The organism is Neorhizobium galegae (genome assembly GCF_017877135.1).
Lineage (GTDB): Bacteria > Pseudomonadota > Alphaproteobacteria > Rhizobiales > Rhizobiaceae > Neorhizobium > Neorhizobium galegae_A.
This window is the reverse complement of sequence record NZ_JAGIPH010000004.1, coordinates 341,629-359,468: the sequence shown is the minus strand read 5'-3', so window position 1 is coordinate 359,468 and position 17,840 is coordinate 341,629. Positions and strand designations below refer to the sequence as shown.

General features: G+C 62.4%; 22 protein-coding genes. 10 read left to right on the top strand and 12 right to left on the bottom strand.

From position 1 onward, the window contains the following. Window positions 1-6: 6 nt before the first annotated feature. Together J2858_RS14600 and J2858_RS14595 are read right to left on the bottom strand one after the other, a co-directional pair. Window positions 7-1,029: a LacI family DNA-binding transcriptional regulator gene (locus J2858_RS14600; RefSeq protein WP_210105533.1), complete on the bottom strand. Its 1,023-nt coding sequence runs from the start codon at window positions 1,027-1,029 to the stop codon at window positions 7-9. 91 nt (window positions 1,030-1,120) lie between these two features. Further along, window positions 1,121-1,630 carry a MarR family winged helix-turn-helix transcriptional regulator gene (locus J2858_RS14595; protein WP_210105532.1) on the bottom strand — a complete coding sequence of 170 codons (510 nt, stop codon included), beginning with the start codon at window positions 1,628-1,630 and terminating at the stop codon, window positions 1,121-1,123. A gap of 86 nt (window positions 1,631-1,716) precedes the next feature. Between J2858_RS14595 and J2858_RS14590 the strand changes: the two genes are divergently transcribed. The 5 genes from J2858_RS14590 (at window position 1,717) to J2858_RS14570 (ending at window position 5,507) form a co-directional block, all read left to right on the top strand. After that, window positions 1,717-2,508: a creatininase family protein gene (locus tag J2858_RS14590; protein ID WP_210105531.1), complete on the top strand. Its 792-nt coding sequence runs from the start codon at window positions 1,717-1,719 to the stop codon at window positions 2,506-2,508. A gap of 55 nt (window positions 2,509-2,563) precedes the next feature. Further along, a complete protein-coding gene (locus tag J2858_RS14585) occupies window positions 2,564-2,821 on the top strand; it encodes a type II toxin-antitoxin system Phd/YefM family antitoxin (RefSeq protein ID WP_210105530.1) in 258 nt (85 codons plus the stop codon). Beyond that, window positions 2,818-3,213 (top strand): type II toxin-antitoxin system VapC family toxin, encoded by a 396-nt coding sequence (locus J2858_RS14580; RefSeq protein WP_210105529.1) that lies wholly within the window; start codon window positions 2,818-2,820, stop codon window positions 3,211-3,213. Before J2858_RS14585 ends, J2858_RS14580 begins: the two co-directional genes overlap by 4 nt. Window positions 3,214-3,320: 107 nt before the next feature. Continuing rightward, on the top strand, window positions 3,321-4,445 hold the full coding sequence (locus J2858_RS14575) for a CobW family GTP-binding protein (protein WP_210105528.1): 1,125 nt from the start codon (window positions 3,321-3,323) through the stop codon (window positions 4,443-4,445). A 75-nt stretch (window positions 4,446-4,520) separates the two neighbouring features. Then, the gene (locus tag J2858_RS14570; RefSeq protein ID WP_210105527.1) at window positions 4,521-5,507 is read left to right on the top strand and encodes a WD40 repeat domain-containing protein; all 987 of its coding nucleotides are present in this window, start codon (window positions 4,521-4,523) and stop codon (window positions 5,505-5,507) included. A 25-nt stretch (window positions 5,508-5,532) separates the two neighbouring features. Here J2858_RS14570 and J2858_RS14565 read toward each other — a convergent pair whose 3' ends face one another. The 6 genes from J2858_RS14565 to odc2 all read right to left on the bottom strand — a co-directional run bounded on the left by J2858_RS14565 (window position 5,533) and on the right by odc2 (window position 10,652). Beyond that, window positions 5,533-6,225, bottom strand: a complete 693-nt coding sequence (locus J2858_RS14565; RefSeq protein WP_210105526.1) for an SDR family oxidoreductase — start codon at window positions 6,223-6,225, stop codon at window positions 5,533-5,535. 73 nt (window positions 6,226-6,298) lie between these two features. After that, complete coding sequence (locus J2858_RS14560) at window positions 6,299-6,538, bottom strand: hypothetical protein (RefSeq protein ID WP_210105525.1); 240 nt, start codon at window positions 6,536-6,538, stop codon at window positions 6,299-6,301. 124 nt (window positions 6,539-6,662) lie between these two features. Beyond that, complete coding sequence (locus J2858_RS14555; RefSeq protein WP_210105524.1) at window positions 6,663-7,709, bottom strand: serine hydrolase domain-containing protein; 1,047 nt, start codon at window positions 7,707-7,709, stop codon at window positions 6,663-6,665. Window positions 7,710-7,939: 230 nt separating this feature from the next. Further along, complete coding sequence (locus tag J2858_RS14550) at window positions 7,940-8,623, bottom strand: OmpW/AlkL family protein (protein ID WP_377296900.1); 684 nt, start codon at window positions 8,621-8,623, stop codon at window positions 7,940-7,942. A gap of 217 nt (window positions 8,624-8,840) precedes the next feature. Further along, on the bottom strand, window positions 8,841-9,431 hold the full coding sequence (locus J2858_RS14545) for a GNAT family N-acetyltransferase (RefSeq protein ID WP_210105522.1): 591 nt from the start codon (window positions 9,429-9,431) through the stop codon (window positions 8,841-8,843). A gap of 87 nt (window positions 9,432-9,518) precedes the next feature. Further along, window positions 9,519-10,652 carry an ornithine/lysine decarboxylase gene (odc2, locus tag J2858_RS14540; RefSeq protein WP_210105521.1) on the bottom strand — a complete coding sequence of 378 codons (1,134 nt, stop codon included), beginning with the start codon at window positions 10,650-10,652 and terminating at the stop codon, window positions 9,519-9,521. Window positions 10,653-11,182: 530 nt separating this feature from the next. Between odc2 and J2858_RS14535 the strand changes: the two genes are divergently transcribed. The 3 genes from J2858_RS14535 to J2858_RS14525 all read left to right on the top strand — a co-directional run bounded on the left by J2858_RS14535 (window position 11,183) and on the right by J2858_RS14525 (window position 13,831). Then, entirely contained in the window at window positions 11,183-12,076 is an 894-nt protein-coding gene (locus J2858_RS14535) for a LysR family transcriptional regulator (protein ID WP_210105520.1), read from the top strand. 94 nt (window positions 12,077-12,170) lie between these two features. Further along, complete coding sequence (locus J2858_RS14530) at window positions 12,171-12,812, top strand: DUF1007 family protein (protein ID WP_210105519.1); 642 nt, start codon at window positions 12,171-12,173, stop codon at window positions 12,810-12,812. Next, on the top strand, window positions 12,806-13,831 hold the full coding sequence (locus J2858_RS14525; protein WP_210105518.1) for a nickel/cobalt transporter: 1,026 nt from the start codon (window positions 12,806-12,808) through the stop codon (window positions 13,829-13,831). The genes J2858_RS14530 and J2858_RS14525 overlap by 7 nt, the downstream gene beginning before the upstream one ends. Window positions 13,832-13,842: 11 nt before the next feature. Here the strand turns inward: J2858_RS14525 and J2858_RS14520 are convergent, their stop codons facing one another. From J2858_RS14520 to J2858_RS14505, 4 genes are all read right to left on the bottom strand, one after another. Next, window positions 13,843-14,055, bottom strand: coding sequence for a hypothetical protein (locus J2858_RS14520; protein ID WP_210105517.1), 213 nt, complete (start codon window positions 14,053-14,055; stop codon window positions 13,843-13,845). Next, entirely contained in the window at window positions 14,052-14,747 is a 696-nt protein-coding gene (locus tag J2858_RS14515) for a GNAT family N-acetyltransferase (RefSeq protein WP_210105516.1), read from the bottom strand. The genes J2858_RS14520 and J2858_RS14515 overlap by 4 nt, the downstream gene beginning before the upstream one ends. A 95-nt stretch (window positions 14,748-14,842) precedes the next feature. Next, the gene (locus J2858_RS14510) at window positions 14,843-15,541 is read right to left on the bottom strand and encodes a tellurite resistance TerB family protein (protein ID WP_210105515.1); all 699 of its coding nucleotides are present in this window, start codon (window positions 15,539-15,541) and stop codon (window positions 14,843-14,845) included. Window positions 15,542-15,615: 74 nt separating this feature from the next. Continuing rightward, window positions 15,616-16,254: a 2-dehydro-3-deoxy-phosphogluconate aldolase gene (locus J2858_RS14505; RefSeq protein WP_210105514.1), complete on the bottom strand. Its 639-nt coding sequence runs from the start codon at window positions 16,252-16,254 to the stop codon at window positions 15,616-15,618. A 167-nt stretch (window positions 16,255-16,421) separates the two neighbouring features. Between J2858_RS14505 and J2858_RS14500 the strand changes: the two genes are divergently transcribed. Next, a complete protein-coding gene (locus J2858_RS14500) occupies window positions 16,422-16,919 on the top strand; it encodes a CYTH domain-containing protein (protein WP_210105513.1) in 498 nt (165 codons plus the stop codon). Then, window positions 16,894-17,811: a CHAD domain-containing protein gene (locus J2858_RS14495; RefSeq protein WP_210105512.1), complete on the top strand. Its 918-nt coding sequence runs from the start codon at window positions 16,894-16,896 to the stop codon at window positions 17,809-17,811. The genes J2858_RS14500 and J2858_RS14495 overlap by 26 nt, the downstream gene beginning before the upstream one ends. Window positions 17,812-17,840 lie beyond the last annotated feature (29 nt).

Sequence of the window (17,840 nt, the reverse complement as noted above, 5' to 3'; positions counted from 1 at the left end):
TCTCTGTCAGGCACGAGGGTGATGCGGGCTGGTGGACTGGCGGATGCGCATTTCCGGCTTGATCAGATGGATTCCATCCGGGTCATGGCTGCCGGCCAGGCGATCGAGCAGAGCGCGGGCGGCAAGCCGGCCGACCTCCGTCTGGCCGTTCCACACGGTTGTGAGCGCAGGCGTGGCGATGGAGGCTTCCTCCAGGTCGTCATATCCGGTCACAGAAATATCCTGCCCCGGCACGAGCCCGGCACGGGCAATGCCGTTCATCAACCCGATGGCCACGAGATCGTTCCAGCAGACGGCGGCCGTCGGCTTTTGCGGCAGCGAGAGAAAATGCACCGCCGCCTCAAACCCGCCCTGCTTGGAGCGCGGGCCCGGAATGCGCAGGTTCGGATCCACCTCGATACCGGCCTTGCGCAGCGCATTGACATAGCCCTGATAGCGGTCGCGACCGGTCGAGGTCTGGTCGGTGCCGCCGATCATCGCAATGGTGCGGTGGCCAAGCCCGATCAGGTGATTGGTCGCCAGGGAAATGCCGTAGCTGTCGTCGCCGCGATAGGTCGGCAGATCGACGCCGTCCATCGAGCGGGCAACCAGAATGGCCGGCATGCCGTTGGCTTCGGCGAGCTTCACATCCTCGATCGGTGTCCCGATGGCCGGCGACATGATGACGCCGTCGCCGCCGAGCTGCAGCAGCGTCTCGATGAAGGTGCGCTGCTTCTCCACCGAATCATAATGATTGGACAGGATGAAGGTGTGGCGGCTGCGATCCAGTTCGCTTTCGATGGCTTTCAGGATTTCGCCGTAAAACGGGTTCATGATGTCATGCACGACGACACCGATAATGCCCGAGCGCGAGGTGCGAAGGCTTGCGGCGCGCCGGTTGTAGATATAGCCGAGCGCGCGGGCCTGATCTTTGATCTTTTCGCGCGTGTCGATGGCAACCAGCGGGCTGTCGCGCAAGGCGAGCGATATGGTGGCCGTCGAAAGACCGAGACTTTCTGCGATGGTGGACAGCTTGACCTTTTGAACCACGACCCCTCCCCTGGCGGATTCGCCTGCCGATTTAAATTATTTAAACATTTTAATTGCGGCAGGCAATCTTTTGTCACAATCGACTTTCGTTTCAGTCCTCATCATCTCCCGTGACCTGCCCATGCAGGTTCCGATCCAGCGCCTTCAACAGCTTGATGAGGGTGCGGATCTCCTTGTCGGAGAAATCGCGCAAGGCCGCGGCACCGCTGTCGGCCAGCGCCTGCTGAATGGCTTGAACACTGTCTTGCCCGGTCGGCGTCAGATAGACCTTTATCAGCCGTCCATCGGCGCTGTCGGCCTTGCGCTGCACGAAGCCCTGCGCCTCCATGCGCCCGATCGTGCGCGTCATCGTCGGGGCCTTGACGGCCAGCTGTTGCGCGAGCTGCCCGGGCGTCAGCCCCGGCGCCTGCGATAACTGCAGGATCACGCCGTCCTGGCCGGCATACAGGCCTGCCTGCGCCAGTTCCTGGGAAAGCGTTGTGCGCAGCGAACGGGCCGCCTGGGTCAAAACCGGCGCAAGCTCGGCCAGCGAGGCGAGATCCTTCTTGCGGGCCGATTTGTCCTTCTTCTCGTCCTTTTTATCGCCCTTCTTTTTGGCCATCGGCTCCGTCCGGGTTTCCCACCTCGATCACAACCGCTATAGACGGTGCGCGACCATCCATAGCGAAAGCAGGAGGTTACCGCCAGATGCCGCTGCCGACACCACGCTTCAACCACAATGACCGCAGCCTTGCGCCGGAGGCGCGCGCCGACTGGATCGCCGTTCTGCCGCTGGGCGCCCACGAGCAGCACGGTCCGCACCTGCCGTTTGATACCGACAGCCTGATTGCGGGCGGACTTGTCGAACGCCTCATCGCACAAAAGCCGGCAGACCTGCCCGTCACCTTCCTGCCCGTCGAGCGCATCGGCTATTCGCTCGAACATATGGATGTCGAGGGCAGCCGCACGCTGACCTTTGCCCAGGCGATCAACCGCTGGCTGACGATTGCCGAAAGCCTGAGCGACATCGGCATCCGCAAATTCGTCATGCTGAACGCCCATGGCGGCAATTCCCCGCTGATGACGGTGGTGGCGACCGAAGCGCGGGTGAAACTCAACATGCTGGCCGTTGCCACCAGCTGGACGCGTTTTGGCCAGCCGGACCAGTGGATTTCGCCTGCCGACAAGGCGACCGACATCCACGGTGGCGATATCGAAACCTCGGTCATGCTGGCGCTGTACCCTGAGCGCGTGGATATGCAAAAGGCGGCCGCCTTCTCCTCGCGCCAGAGCGAATTTGCCGCAAACTTCCGCCATCTGCGCGCCTATGGACCCCATGCCTTCGGCTGGAAAATGTCCGATCTGAACCGTTCCGGCGTTGCCGGCAATGCGGCAGCGGCCACGGCCGAACGCGGCGAGGCCCTGCTTTCCCATGCGGTGAACGGCATTCTGGAACTGCTCGACGACGTGCATCGGTTTGACATGTCGGATTTTGCCTGATCTTGCAGCGGGATGCGCCAGGGATTACATTTCTGGCACACCGGAGATCATGGCCATGCAGATATCCGTCAGAGATGCGCAGGAAAACCTCGAACAGGTGCTTGATCGCATGGAGCGCGGCGAGGACATCCTGCTGACACGCGAAGGCAGAACGGTTGCCCGGATTGTTCCGGCACAGCATGAGACGAGCCGGGAAGAGCGCCGCGCGGCACTCGGCAGGGTCAGAGCCATGGCGCCGCCGAAGAAACCTGATGGGCCTGGCGCCGATAGAAGCCATGACGATCTCTACGACGAGGACGGGCTTCCCGCTTGATCGTCGTCGATACATCGGCATTGATGGCAATCATCCTCGATGAACCGTCAGCCGATTCCTGCACTGCCGTGCTCGAAGATCCCACCCAGCGCCTTCTTCTTTCCGCCGGCACCTTGCTGGAGGTCTATATCGTGGCGGCCCGCAAGAACTGCCGGCCAGGACTGGACGCCTTGCTCGCCGCCATTCCGTTCGACATCATCACCGTCACCGCCAGCCGCGCCGAAATGGCAGCGGCCGCGTACCGGCGCTTCGGCAAGGGATTTCACAAGGCCGGGCTCAATTTCGGCGATTGCTTTGCCTATGGGCTGGCACGTGAGCTGGACTGCCCGCTGCTTTTCGTCGGCGGTGATTTTGCGCGCACCGATATCGTTCCGGCGCGGGCTGAAGCATGATGTGATCTTATAACATACAAAAGCCTTTGAACTGCCGGACCCAAGGCCTTATATGCTCCCCAACCGTTGTCGCTCCGCCCCATGAGCGCCCATCTCCGGAGGTTTTTATGGCCGATACCGCAATCACCAAGCCCATTCCCGTCACCGTTCTCACCGGCTATCTCGGCGCCGGCAAAACGACGCTGCTCAACCGCATCCTCACCGAAAGCCATGGCAAGAAATATGCCGTCATCGTCAACGAGTTCGGCGAGATCGGCATCGACAACGACCTCATCGTCGAATCCGACGAGGAAATCTACGAGATGAACAATGGCTGCATCTGCTGCACCGTGCGCGGAGACCTCATCCGCGTGGTGGAAGGCCTGATGCGCCGCCCCGGCCGGTTTGACGGCATCATCGTGGAAACGACGGGCCTTGCCGATCCGGTGCCGGTGGCACAGACCTTCTTCATGGACGATGACGTGCGCGCCAAGACCGAGCTTGATGCGGTCGTTGCACTGGTGGATGCAAAGCACCTGCCGCTTCGCCTGAAAGACAGCCGCGAAGCCGAAGACCAGATCGCCTTTGCCGATGTCGTCGTCGTCAACAAGACCGATCTCGTGACGCCGGACGAACTGGCGGTGATCGAGGACATCGTTCGCGCCATCAACCCGACGGCGCGCATCTACAAGACGACCCGGTCCGGCGTCGATCTGGCTCGGGTGCTGGACCAGGGCGCCTTCAACCTGGAACGGGCGCTGGAAAACGATCCGCATTTCCTCGAGCATGGCCACGAGGATCATGTCTGCGGTCCCGATTGCGACCATCACCACCATGATCATGGTCACGACCATCACGGACATGATCACGACCACCATCATCATGATCACCACGATCATGACCATCATGGGCATGACCATCACGGGCATGCCGTGGCATCGGCCATTCATGACGTGACGGTGAAATCCATTTCGCTGCGCGGCGGCGAGATGAACCCGGAGCGCTTCTTCCCGTGGATCCAGAAGATCACCCAGACGCAAGGCCCGAATATCCTGCGTTTGAAGGGCATCATCGCCTTCAAGGGTGATGCCGAACGCTATGTGGTGCAGGGCGTCCACATGATCGTCGAGGGCGATCACCAGCGTGCCTGGAAGGACGGCGAAAAGCGCGAAAGCCGCCTCGTCTTCATCGGCCGCGAGCTTGATCGCGAAAAGATCGAGCAGAGCTTCCTCGCCTGCCAGGCAACGGCCTGATCCCTCAACCGGCGTGAACCGGCCTTTGGCCGCGTCACGCCGGACACGCAAGATCTCCACCAGAAAGACTGCCTGATGCCCACCGTTGCCCCTCTCGATCTCGATGGACATGTCGTCGCCGCGCATTTTCTCGGCGATGTTCCCTTCTTTGCCACCGCTGCCGGCGAAATCCGCCGGCTGGATGGCGGCGAGAAGGTAACGCAGGCCCATGACGGGCTTCTGACCTGCATCCGCGATCCGTTCAGCGTCAGCCTGATCACCGGCGGCGAAGACGGAAAGGTGATGCGCATCGCAGCCGATGGCAGCGCAAGCCTTGTGGCGGAAGCGCCGCGCAGGTGGATTTCGGTCGTTGCCGGCGGCCCGCAGGGCGCGGTTGCCTATGGCCTTGGAAAATCGACCGCCGTCGTTCTTGCAGACGGCACGGCGAAGGAATTTGCCGAGGAACGCACGGTCGAGGCACTGGCATTTGCGCCAAAGGGCCTGCGCATCGCAGCCGCCCGCTATAATGGCGTATCGCTGCATTGGGTGGCGACAGCCTCGGCCCCGGTCGATCTCGACTGGAAGGGTGCCCATAACGGCGTGACCTTTTCACCCGATGGAAAATTTCTCGTCACCCAGATGCAGGAGAATGCCCTGCACGGCTGGAAGCTGGACGGCAAGCCCGGCGAGGCCCGCCACATGCGCATGACGGGCTATCCCTCCAAGGTCAAATCGCTGTCCTGGTCGGCCAAGGGCAAATGGCTTGCCTCGTCCGGCGCACCGGCCGCCATCGTCTGGCCGTTTTCCGGCAAGGACGGCCCGATGGGCAAGGCACCGCTGGAGCTTGGCACGCGCGCCAACATCATGGCCACCTGCGTGGCCTTTCATCCGGTCGAAGAGGTGCTGGCCATCGGCTTCATCGACGGCATGATCCTTGGCGTGAGGGTTGGCGACGGCAAGGAAGCCCTGCTGCGCCGTCCCGGCAAAGGGGCCATCACCGCCATGAGCTGGAGCGGCAATGGCAAGCTTGTCGCCTTCGGCTCGGATGCCGGCGATTGCGGCATCATCGACATTTCTGCGTAATCAGGGGTGAAACGGTGCGCCCTCTTCAGGGCGCATAGATCATCTTGCGGGTCATGCCGCCGTCCAGCGTCAGCACCTGCCCCGTCATGAAGCCGGCTCCCGTCAGGTAAAGCACGGCTTCGGCAATATCCTGCGCCTGTCCGACACGGCCGACCGGATGCTGGCTATGATCCTGCGGGCGAAGGTCGTCGTCGCCGGCAATCCAGCCGGGCGCAATGGCATTGACGCGGATCCTGGGGCCAAGACTGACGGCAAGCGCATGCGTCAGCGCCACCAGCCCACCTTTTGAGGCGGCATAGGCTTCCGTCTTCGGCTCCGACATGAAGGCACGGGTGGAGGCCATGTTGATGATGCTCGCCCCTTCCCGCATCAGGGGAACGGCGGCACGCACCATCAGGAAGGCGGCGGTCAGATGACTATCCGTCACCCGGCGCCAATCCTCCAGCGACAAGGTCTCGATCGGTCCATTGACGGGGCCGGCAATGCCGGCATTGTTGACCAGAAGATCGAGACGATCCCAGCCAAGCTCGGCAAAGGCGCCGGCAACGGAGGCTTCGTCGCCGACATCGCAGAAGACATGCGTCACGCCCTGATCCTGCAGGTCCTGCGGGGTATCCTTCATGTCGAAGGAAGCAACAGTCCAGCCGGCATCGATCAGAAGCCGGCAGATCCCTGTGCCGATGAGGCCGGCACCGCCTGTGATAATGGCTTTGTTCATGCCCAAGGAGATAGGAATGCCGCGGCATTCGTCCAGCCCGGACAGATGCAGCGGGCCAGATCCTGATGAAGCCTCACAGCCAGTCGCGACCATCTGCGCCGGCTTGGCAGCCATAGGGTGGCAGCATATTGCCGAAGGTCACGTGCAGCCTGTCGCATCCCCATTTGCGCAAGGGGCCGGGCATGCGGCTGTTGATCTCGATGCCGCTCTCGTTATACGGGCTGTCCGTATTGGTGACATAGCTATACCAGCGGCTGCCGATAACGCCGGCAAAGCCGATAGCCAGAATGAAGACGAGGCGGATGATTCTCATAACAACGGTCTTTCTTTCTCGCACAGGTGCATAACCTGCAGTGTGCAGGCTTTGCGACTGCATCGGGCGCCGCCCTTAGACCGAAGAGCGGTTAACAAATCGTATCGCGACTGCGTGATGGCCGTCAGGCTGCGGCCTTGATGATCCCGGCCAGCAGGTCGTGCAGGCGGTCGCGGTAGCCATTGGCGGCCGAGGGCGAATCGGCCTGCGAGGTCATCGTCACGGTGAGCCCGCGCGACGGCACGATGTAGAGCATCTGCCCACCATAGCCCCAGGCAAAACGCACATCCTCACCCCCGATGCGCTTCAGGAACCAGCCATAGCCGTAACCGTCGCCGGAATAGCGGGAACTGGTGCGCGGCTGGAACGAGGTCTGGACCCAGTTTTCCGGCACCACCTGGACGCCGTCTGCCGTTCGCCCGCCGCGCCGGTAAACCTCGCCAAAGGCGTGAAGCGAGCGCGCCGTCATCGCCATCTGGTTGCCGCCGAGATAGATGCCCTGCCGGTCGCGATCCCAGGCGCCGATGCGAAAGCCGTTGATCGGCGCAAACCATGCGCGCGCCAGGGCAAGCGTCGACGTCTTGCCGACGCGGGTGAGGATGGCGGAGAGAAGATGCGTTGAGGCGGTGGAATAAAGCATGGATCCGCCGGGGTCCTGAACAAAATCCTGCGCCAGCGCAAAACGCACCCAGTTGCGGCTCGCGACAAAGCGCCCGTAATTGGGACCGGACAAGGGGTCGAGCCCCGACTGCATGGACAGCAGGTGGCCGATGGTGACCCTTGCCAGGCGCGGATCGGGATCGGCGGGAAGATCCGCCTTGAGGATGGGGGCGATCGGCTGGTCCGGCCCCTCCAGGAGTCCCTTGCCGATGGCAATGCCGATCATTGCAGAGATGATCGATTTCGAGGCGGACTTGATGTTGGTCGAGGTGTCCGGCGAGGCACCGTGATAGCCGCGGGCGGCCAGCTGCTGCCCCGCCTTCGACACGATCACGGCCTTGAGCGGTGCCATTTGCGCAGCGCGCGACAAGACATCGGACAGGGAGGCATCCGGCTCGGTCTGGGCCGAAGGCTCGGATGCCGCGGGAGGCTCATCCTCGCTCTGAGCACGCGCAGTAAGTCCTGACAAGAGAAGGGGAACTGCTGCGATAAACTGGCGGCGATCAATCATGATGATGGAGATAGGGCCCCGCCGGCCCACGGACCATGGTGGGCGGGGCCGACTCACGGCGTTGTGAGGCCCCTCCTCGATACGCCGCCGCATCCTGGAGTGAAACGGAAACGGGAACCGATGCGCCCAGCGCACCGGCTCCCGTCCTTCCCCTCAGGCCGAAGCTACCTGCCACGGTGCCGGATGCCCCCATCCGGACGATGCTTCAACCCAGGTGGCTCGTGACCGCCTTAGAAGCGGTAAGTCACACCGGCGCCGACCAGCCACGGATCGAGCTTGGCCTTGCCGGCAATCGGAGTGCCGCCCATGTCGGCGCTCCATTTCGTGTCGAGAAACAGCTTCTTGGCATCGACGTTCAGACCCCAATGCTCGTCGAACATATAGTCGAAGCCAACCTGCAGGGCGGCGCCGACATGCGAATCGACCTTCAGGTTGCTGAAGCCGGGTTGCGTGCTCTCGTTATAGAAGAAGGTGTAGTTCACGCCCGCACCGACATAGGGCTTGAACGCGCCAAAATCGGTAAAGTGATATTGCAGTGTAAGTGTCGGCGGCAGGATCCAGGTCTTGCCGACATTGACGCCAGCGAGCGAGCCGGCCCCGGTAATCCGCGAACTGGTAGTGCCCAGGATGAGCTCGGCGGCAATATTGTCGGTGAAGAAATAGCTGATATCGAGTTCCGGCGTGACCGAGTTCGAATAATTGAGATCAGAACCTGCGACGCCGTTCACAGAACCCTTGTCATTCGGGATGACGCCCAGTGCGCGCACGCGAACCTGCCACGGACTTTTTGCCGATACCGCATCGGCGGCAACCGGTGCCGGGGTATTCTGGGCCATATCGGCAGCCTGTACGGCGCCGGACAGAACGACCGTTGCAGTTCCCAGAAGGGCTGCTATGGCGGCTGCGTTCCTCATCATGTCATTCTCCTTGCGACATCGTCTTTTGATGCTGCAAGCCTACCGACACCGGCAGATCACGCCGTTGATCCTGATCAAGCGGACCTGACGATGATCAAGTCCAGAGCGGTTTTACGGCAAAAAAGTGTTCATGGAGTTGATAGATGCTCATGAAAAAGCCCCTTCCCAGGTGGATCCGGGAAGGGGCTGACTGGAGCTTTCAATGAGGAGGCGGTCAGGCGGCGCGGCGCTCGATCGGGCGCGTCAGCTTGACGCCGCTCGCCGTCAGCATGCCGGCGGCGCCATCGAGCCAGCCGGTCTTCAGCTCAAGGCCGAGGAAGCGCTCGCGCTGGAAGGGGCCGGGCATGATCAGGTGCTGGGCCTTGTCGGCGAAGAAGCCGAATCGCTCATAATAGGGCGCATCGCCGACCAGCAGGATGGCGCCGTGGCCGCGGGCATGGGCTTGGGCAATGGCGGCGCGCATCAGGGCGCCACCGATTCCCTTGCCCTCATGGGTTGAATCGACGGCGAGCGGGCCAAGCAGCAGCGCATCCACCGGCGCGCCATCGCGACCGACGCCGGCCTCGACGTTCCACAGCCGCACGGTGCCGATGACATGGCCGTCACGATCGCGCGCAACCAGGGCCAGCCCCTGCGCCGGCACACGGCCACGGCGCAGCTTTTCCGACGACTTCTTGCGCCGGTCAGCGCCCATGGCGCGATCGAGCAGGTTTTCGCGGGCCACCACGTCTGCCGGGGTTTCCTCGGAAATAACGAAAGCATTCGGCGCAAGGAATGCGCGCACAGCATCAAGAACAGCGGCCATCTTGGCCTCCGAAGCTCAAAACCGGTCTAAACGGCTCAAAAAATCAGGGTGAATGCGGCTCCGACACAACAGCCGGAGCCTGCAAGATCAGATCACATAGGCCTTCAGCGGATCAAAGCCGTTAAAGGCAACCGCCGAATAGGTCGTCGTGTAGGCACCGGTGCCCTCGATCAGAACCTCGTCGCCGATCGAAAGCGTGAGCGGCAGCGGATACATGTTCTTCTCGTACAGCACGTCGGCCGAATCGCAGGTCGGGCCGGCCAGCACGCAGGGCTCCATCTCGTCGCCGTCCCGCTCGGTGCGGATCGGATAGCGGATGGCCTCGTCCATGGTTTCGGCGAGACCGCCGAACTTGCCGATGTCGAGGAAGACCCATCGGTGTGCGTCATTGTCCGACTTGCGCGAGACGAGAATGACTTCCGCCTTGATCACGCCGGCATTGCCGACCATGCCGCGGCCCGGCTCGATGATGGTCTTGGGCAGGCTGTTGCCGAAATGCTTGCGCAGGGCGGCAAAGATGGCCTGGCCATAGGCCTCGGCAGAGGGCACGTCACGCAGGTACTTGGTCGGAAAACCACCGCCCATGTTGACCATCTGCAGGTAGATGCCCTGCTTGGCGAGCTGCGCGAAGACGCGCTTGGCATCGGCAAGGGCTGCATCCCAGGCATCGACCTTGGTCATCTGCGAACCGACATGGAAGGAGACGCCGTAGGATTCCAGACCCAGCTGGTGGGCATAGACCAGAACGTCGACCGCCATCTGCGGAACGCAGCCGAACTTGCGCGACAGCGGCCATTCGGCACCTTCTCCATCGGTCAGAACGCGGCAGAACACGCGGGCGCCGGGGGCTGCACGGGCAACCTTTTCGACTTCCTCGTGGCTGTCGACGGCAAAGAGACCGACGCCCAGCTCGAAGGCGCGCGCAATATCGCGCTCCTTCTTGATGGTGTTGCCGAACGAGATGCGGTCAGCCGTTGCACCGGCGCCGAGCGCCATCTGGATTTCGGCAACCGAAGCGCAGTCGAAGCTCGAGCCCATGGAGGCGAGCAGCTTCAGGATTTCCGGTTCCGGATTGGCCTTGACGGCATAGTAGATGGCGCTGTCCGGCAGAGCGTGGCGGAACGCCTTGAAATTGTCGCGCACGACATCGAGGTCGACGACAAGGCAAGGGCCTTCCGGGCGTTCGGTGCGCAGGAAGTCGCGGATGCGAGCAGTGGTCATGGTCAGTCCCTTCCATATCTCAAGGCTCCGGCTTGCGAACCGGAGGACAAAGGACGAATGAACATGCGCCGGGAACCAGTCGGTGGAGACACCGATTCCCTGACACGCTCAAACGCGCGGTAAGTGGAACAACGCTCTGCCAAGAACGATGATCCGGCTTTGTCTGCCATGGATTGGAGGGAAAACCCTACCGCACTTCCGGCAATGATGGTGTGCCTCTTCAGTAACCCCGGCTGTTGGAAAGCCGGGAGAGAACAAAAAGGCCCGCACCGTCGTTGCTTCAGATGTCCTCGCATTTCCCGGATGGCCGGAATAGCGACTGGAGGGGTTAATTCCAGGTACCTTACCGATGACCTCACCAAATAGAGGGTCGGCGGACACCCATGGGCACGTGCGACTTTGGGCTGACCGGGAAATAAGAACATTCGCATTCATAATCAAGAGATTTTTTCGGCTGCCTCGCAAATTTCACATTGCAGGAGGAAGGCTCGAACGCCACGGTAAACGTGGGGGCAAAAAAGGATGATCGTGTGGATACTCTGACGCGCATGCGTGCATTCATCGACGTGGTGGAAGCCGAGGGATTCTCAGCCGCCGCAAGGCGCACCGGACGCTCCAAGGCGCTGCTGTCCAAATATGTGCGCGAACTGGAAGACGACCTGGGCGCCCTGCTTTTGAACCGCACGACGCGCCAGTTCTCCATGACGGAAGCCGGGCACACCTATTTTCGCACCGCAGCCGACATTCTGAAGGAAATCGACAACCTCGCCGACCTGGTGCGCGAGAACAATGCGGACCTCAAGGGGCGCCTGCGCATTTCCGTGCCGCGAACCTTCATGGATGCCGATGTCGGGCAATCGCTGATCGACTTTGCAAAAAGCCATCCGGACGTGTCGCTGGATATCGTTGCCGAAGACCGATTCGTCGACCTGATCGAGGAGAGCTTCGATCTTGCCATCCGAATCACCAAGCTCGAAGATTCCGGCATGATTGCCCGCAAGCTTTCCGATTTCCGGGTCTATGCCTGCGCCACCGCCGAATATGTGGCGCGATTCGGCCCCCTTGCCCATCCGCAGGACCTTGTCGGCAAGCCGGTCATCATCGACACCAACCTGCGCTCCCACAACAGCATCCGCTTCCAGGCGCCCGATGGCACGGTGTTTTCGGTGCCGGTCTCCGGGTCGATCGAGGTCAACAGCCCGCAGGGCACGGTGAGAGCCGCCCGCGCCGGCCTCGGCGTTGCCATGGTGCCGGATTTCATTGCCCTTCCCTATATCCGCTCCGGCGAACTGGTCTCGCTGTTTGACGATTACATCCCCACCGATCGCGGCATCTATGCCGTCTATCCGCATCGGCGTTACCTGCCGGCCAAGGTGCGCAGCTTCGTGGATTTCCTCTCCGCCTGGTTCCGCCAGCAGCCGTAAGCGCCTTGTGATCTCGGCGCTGATTGACTGAAGCCGAAATTCCGTCCCATTTGCGCGACACACCGCAGAAACGACGGGCGACGGGATTTTGGTCATGACCTTCAAAAAGTGGCTTTCGGCCACTCTCTTTCTTCTGGCGCCTTTTCCGGCCCTTGCGCATCCGCACATCTTCGTCGAAGCGCGGCTGGAAGTGCTGGCGGCCGATGACGGCACCATTTCGGAACTGCGCAATGTCTGGCGGTTCGACGAGTTGTTCTCCTCGAGCGTGCTCCTGGACTTCGACAAGAACACCGATCTGAAGCTCGACGAGCACGAACTTGCTGATCTCGGCGAAGTCATGCGCACCTCGCTCAAGGATTTCCACTATTTCACGACCATCACGCAGAACGGCAAGACGATCCCGATTGCGCCGCCGGACGTGATCCACGTCACCTACAAGGACCAGCAGGTGATGGTGTTCTTTGCGGTAAAACCACAGGAGCCCCTGCGGCTGAAGGGCCGCATGACGTTCGGCATCTATGACCCCTCCCTCTATACCGCGATCGATTTCCCGACCGATGGCGATCTCGTGCCGGAAGGCAAGGCGTTTGCGGCCTGCCAGCACAAGGTGGTGCGGCCGGACCCGGACGAGGTCATCGCGCAGAACAAGACCAGCCTGACGGATGCCTTCTTCAACGATCCGAGCGGAACAGACATGACCAAACTGTTTGCGACGCGCCTGGAGGTGACATGCTGAAACGCAGCCTTCCCCTTGCCCTCCTGATGACGCTCGGCGTCGTTGCGCTGGCCCATGCGCAGTCTCCCCTCGGTGTCGGCTCGGCGGAACCATCGTTCAACACGGCAGGCTACCTCGGCCCCTTCTTCGGCTTCATCAACAGCTACCAGCAGAGTTTCTACCGGGCGCTCACCGGCGCGCTGAAGGCGATGCGGCAGGATCCCTGGGCGGTAAAGGGTCTGGTGGCGCTGTCCTTTGCCTACGGCGTCTTCCACGCAGCCGGCCCCGGCCACGGCAAGGCGGTGATCTCCTCCTACATGATCGCCAACGAGACGGCGCTGAAGCGCGGCATCGCCATTTCGCTGGTCTCGGCCCTGTTGCAGGGCGTCGTGGCCATCGGTCTGGTGGCCGCGGCCTATGTGGTGCTGCGCGGCAGCGGCATCACCATGACGCGCGCCACGCAGGCCATGGAAGTGGCAAGCTTTGCCATGCTCGTTCTCTTCGGCGGCTGGCTGCTGGGCCGCAAGCTCTATGCGCTTCGCCCGCGCCGCTCGTCGCTGCCGATCTTTGCCGGCGCAAGTCCAGCCTCCGGGCCGACAGGCCTTTCGTTTCGCGCAACGGAAGTGGGCCACGGTCACGACCAGCTTGCAGCGGGCGATTACTGCATGGATTGCGGACAGATGCACCTGCCCGATCCGCAAGCCATCGGCGGGCGCGATTTCAGCCTGCACGAGGCCTGGTCAGCCATTATCGCCGTCGGGCTTCGCCCCTGTTCCGGCGCCATCCTGGTGATGAGTTTTTCGCTGTTGAACGGACTTTATCTCGGCGGCGCGCTGTCGGTGCTGTTCATGTCGCTCGGCACGGCGATTACTGTATCGCTGCTGGCGCTGATGGCGGTTTCAGCCAAGGATCTGGCCGTGCGCTATGTCGGGAAGGGTTCCCGCACCGCCGGCCGCATCACCAACGGCATCGAGATCGTCGGGGCGCTGTTCATTCTGCTGATGGGCCTGTCGCTGCTCGGGGCGGCCCTCCAGGCCTGACCCCCAGCACGTCAGTTCTGGTCGCGACCGCGCTGATGGCGGGCGCGCAGCCAAAAAATCAGGAAAAAGGACAGGACGGCCAGAGCTCCAAATCCTGCCGCAAGCCAGGGCGAAAACTGTGAAAGCCACAGCACGATGCTCGGCATGACCAGAAACAACAGCGTGAAGCCGAGGAAGATGATGGCCGCGGCAATGGCCGGTGAACGGGCCTTGCCCCCGCTCACGCCTTCACCGCCTGAAGCGCTGCCCGGATATCTTCCAGCCGCTCCTTCTGGTGGCCGTGATCGTCAAAATTCTCCGGGCGCAGCCAGGCCTGAAAGGCTTCGGCCAGAAGCGGCCACTCGCTGTCGATCATCGAGAACCAGGCCGTATCGCGATTGGCGCCCTTGGAGACCATGTGCTGGCGGAACACGCCCTCGAAGGTGAAACCGTAGCGAACCGCAGTCTTCTTGCTCGGCTCGTTTTCGTTGTGGCACTTCCACTCGTAGCGGCGATAGCCCAGGTCCTCGAACACATGGCGCGCCATCAGGTAATGCGCCTCGGTGGAAAGCGGCGAGCGCTTCATGGCCGCGCCATGGGCCACCGAGCCGACCTCGATGACACCGTTTGCCGGATCAGGCCGCATATAGCTTGCCATGCCAACCACCTCGCCATCCTCCTTGTCGCGGAAGACGAGCGTGATGAGGTTGCCGGCACGGTTCATGCCCTCCAGCCAGTCGGCAAATTCGTCCGGCCCACTGTAAAGCTTGTTCGGAAAATAGCGGATGAGGTCGTTGAGGCCCTCGTCGCCGCCCAAAGCCTCCCACAGCGTCTGAAGATGCACGGCCCGCTCATAGGGCTCGGCAATGACATAAAGGCCCTCGAGCCGCACCGGCTGGGGCGCCGGGCAGCCGTTGAAATTTTTAAGATCACGCATCAAATATCCCCTCACCTGCCAAGAGAATTAAGCGAGGGCGCGGCCAAAGGCAATCGCCGCCTTGGGCCACCGCACCGCAATTCGGAGGCAAGCTGTCAAAGCGAAACCTTTGCCGAGGAAACCGTCGCCTCGATATGATCGACGAGCGGATCGGGCAGTTTCAGGCGACCGGCCAGAAGATCGAGATAGCCGCGCTCGGCGCGCGTATCGGGATCGATGGCAAGCCGCGAGGCGGTATAGATCTCCACCCGCTGCTCCTCGGTGCGGCCCGCGGCCACCAGCGCATCGAGATCGATGGGATCGGCCAGTTCCTGCGCGATAAAGGCTTCCGCCTCGGCCCCGAGATCCACCGCATGCACCTTGTCCATGATGCGCTTCCGCTCGGTTGCATCGATATGCCCGTCCGCCTTCGCGGCAGCGATCATGGCGCGCAGGAGGGTGAGCGCAAAATCATTGCTGAGGCTGGGCGAGTGGACGCTGAAGGGCGAAGCGGCCGGCGGCTCGATGACGGGGGCATCGGGAGCCACCCCTTCCGGCGCCTTGCCGGACTGGTAATTGCGATAGGCAAGATAGCCGAGGCCCGCAATGGCGGCCACGCCGCCGACGGCTGCGACATTGCCGGCAAGCTTGCGGCCGGTCTTGGTGCCGAGAAGGGCGGCGGCGAGCGCGCCTGCCTTCATCGGGTTGTTGCGCGCAAGGTCTGTGACCTGACCGGCCTTCCCCTGCAAGGTGCCCGAAAGGCCGGGAACCTTGGATCCGAGGAACTGGTCAAGAAGCTTCTTGGCGTCGAACATGAACAAACTCTCCCTGTTGTTTCACAGGGAGAGATAGGACGGGTGCGGCGTTTTACAAACGCGCGTGGCTGCAATCAGGCCTTCAGCGCCGATGCTTCCGATGCCAATGTCGTGATGCCGGCCCAATCGCCGGCGGCCACAAGCTCCTTCGGGGCAACCCAGGAGCCGCCGACGCACACGACATTCGGCAGCGACAGGTAATCGCGGGCGTTTTTGAGCGAAATGCCGCCGGTCGGGCAGAACACGGTGCCGGCGAGCGGCGAAGAGAGCGCCTTCAGATAGGCGGCGCCACCAGCCTGTTCGGCGGGGAAGAATTTCAACACGTCATAGCCGGCTTCGCGCAGCGTCATCACTTCGCTGGCGGTCGCAGCACCCGGCAGGAGCGGCACGGAGGAGCCCTTGGCAGCAGACAACACGCCCGGTGCGACGCCCGGGCTGACGATGAAGGTGGAGCCCGCTGCAACGGCGGCATCGAAATCGCGCCCGTTGAGAATGGTGCCTGCCCCCACATGGGCACCCTCGACCTCGGCCGCAACCGCCTTGACCGCATCAAGCGCTGCCGGCGTGCGCATGGTGATCTCGATCGCCTTCAGGCCGCCGGCGACCAGCGCGCGGGCCAGATGAACGGCAGAGGCCGCATCATCGACGATCAGGACCGGCACGACCGGTTGCAGCTTCAGGATGGCAAGCAGGGCTTGGCTCTTGGCGTTCATGAGGACCTCCCGGACAGGACGGATTGAAACGATTGAAACTTGAAGCTGAGATAGCGCGCGCCACGGGCAGTGTCGAGAAAAAACGGACCTTTGCCCGCCTTTCGCCTCTGGTCGCATGCAAGGCTTTGCAATAGTTTAGAAAAGCCGACACGAACACGGGAATGGGCATGGCCACGGAAATCGAGCGGAAGTTTCTTGTCACCAGCGAGGACTGGCGAGCAGCGGCAAGCACAAGCGCTGCCTATCTGCAGGCCTATGTCGCCATCGGCGAGGACCGCAGCGTCCGGGTGCGGCTGATCGATGAACAGAGTGCCCGCCTTACCATCAAGATCGGTCGCGGCACGCTGGCGCGCGACGAATACGAATACGATATTCCGGTGGCGGATGCGCAGGAACTGGTGGGGGCAGCGATCGGAACCGTGATCGAAAAGACCCGCTATCTCGTGCCGCATGCCGGCTTCACCTGGGAAGTAGATGTGTTTACCGGCTTCTACCATGGCCTTGTCGTGGCCGAGGTGGAGCTGAGGAGCGAGGCGGACGACCCGCCGCTGCCGCCGTGGATCGGCGCGGAAGTGACCGGCGACCGTCGCTATTCCAATATGGTGATGGCGACAGAAGATCTGTCGGGAGAGCTGCCGCATGGCCTTTCGCATTCGCCCCTCTGAACCGTTCGACGCGGAATTCCGCCGGGTCGCCGAAAGCCAGTTGCGCCAGGCGATTGCGGTGCTGCGCGACCAGCCGGACGGAGAGCATCCCGCCATTCATGCCGCCCGCAAGCGCTTCAAGCGGCTTCGAGCGCTCTACCGCCTCGTATCGTCAGACGCCAAGGCGTTCAGCCGCCGCGAAAATGAACGCATGCGCGACATCGGCCGCAGCCTGTCCAGCGTACGGGATGCCACGGCGCTGATCGAGACCGTCGACTATCTGGCAGGGCTTGCGGTATCGCCGGAAGAAATTGCCGCGCTCGGCTTTGCCTCGCAAGCGCTGATCGACCGGCGCGACCGCATTGCCGCTGCCGAAACGGACCGGGCGCAGACGATCGACCAGGCGATAGCGGCTTGCGAGGAGGCAATCGCCGCACTCGAAATGCTGGACCTTCCGCGCGGCGAGTGCCGCACGGCACGGCGGCTAAAGCGTGCCTTTACCAAGCACGGACGAAAGACCAAGGCTGCCCTTTTCGCCTGCCGGCTGGCGCCGGATGCCGAAGCCTTTCACGACCTGCGAAAATGCGGGCAGACCGGCTGGATGTATCTGACGCTGTTTGCCGATCTCTACCCCTCGGCACTCGGTGCTCTGAAGCGCGAGACAAAGCAGCTTGTCGACCTGCTTGGCCATGAGCACGACCTGAGCGTCCTGACGCAAACCATCAACGAAAGCCCCGAACTTTTTGGGGATGGCGACACATTGGCGCTGCTGCTCGGCGCCATCATCACACGCCAGCAGGCAATCCGCGAAGAAGCACTGGCGCGCGCAGGCACTGTCGTCGCCGATCACCCGAAACGCGAAGCCCGCATTGTTGCGCGGCTCTGGCTGGAGGCCGCAGAGGCGTTGTCCTGATACGGCCTTCTGCCGTGCTTCTGCGGATG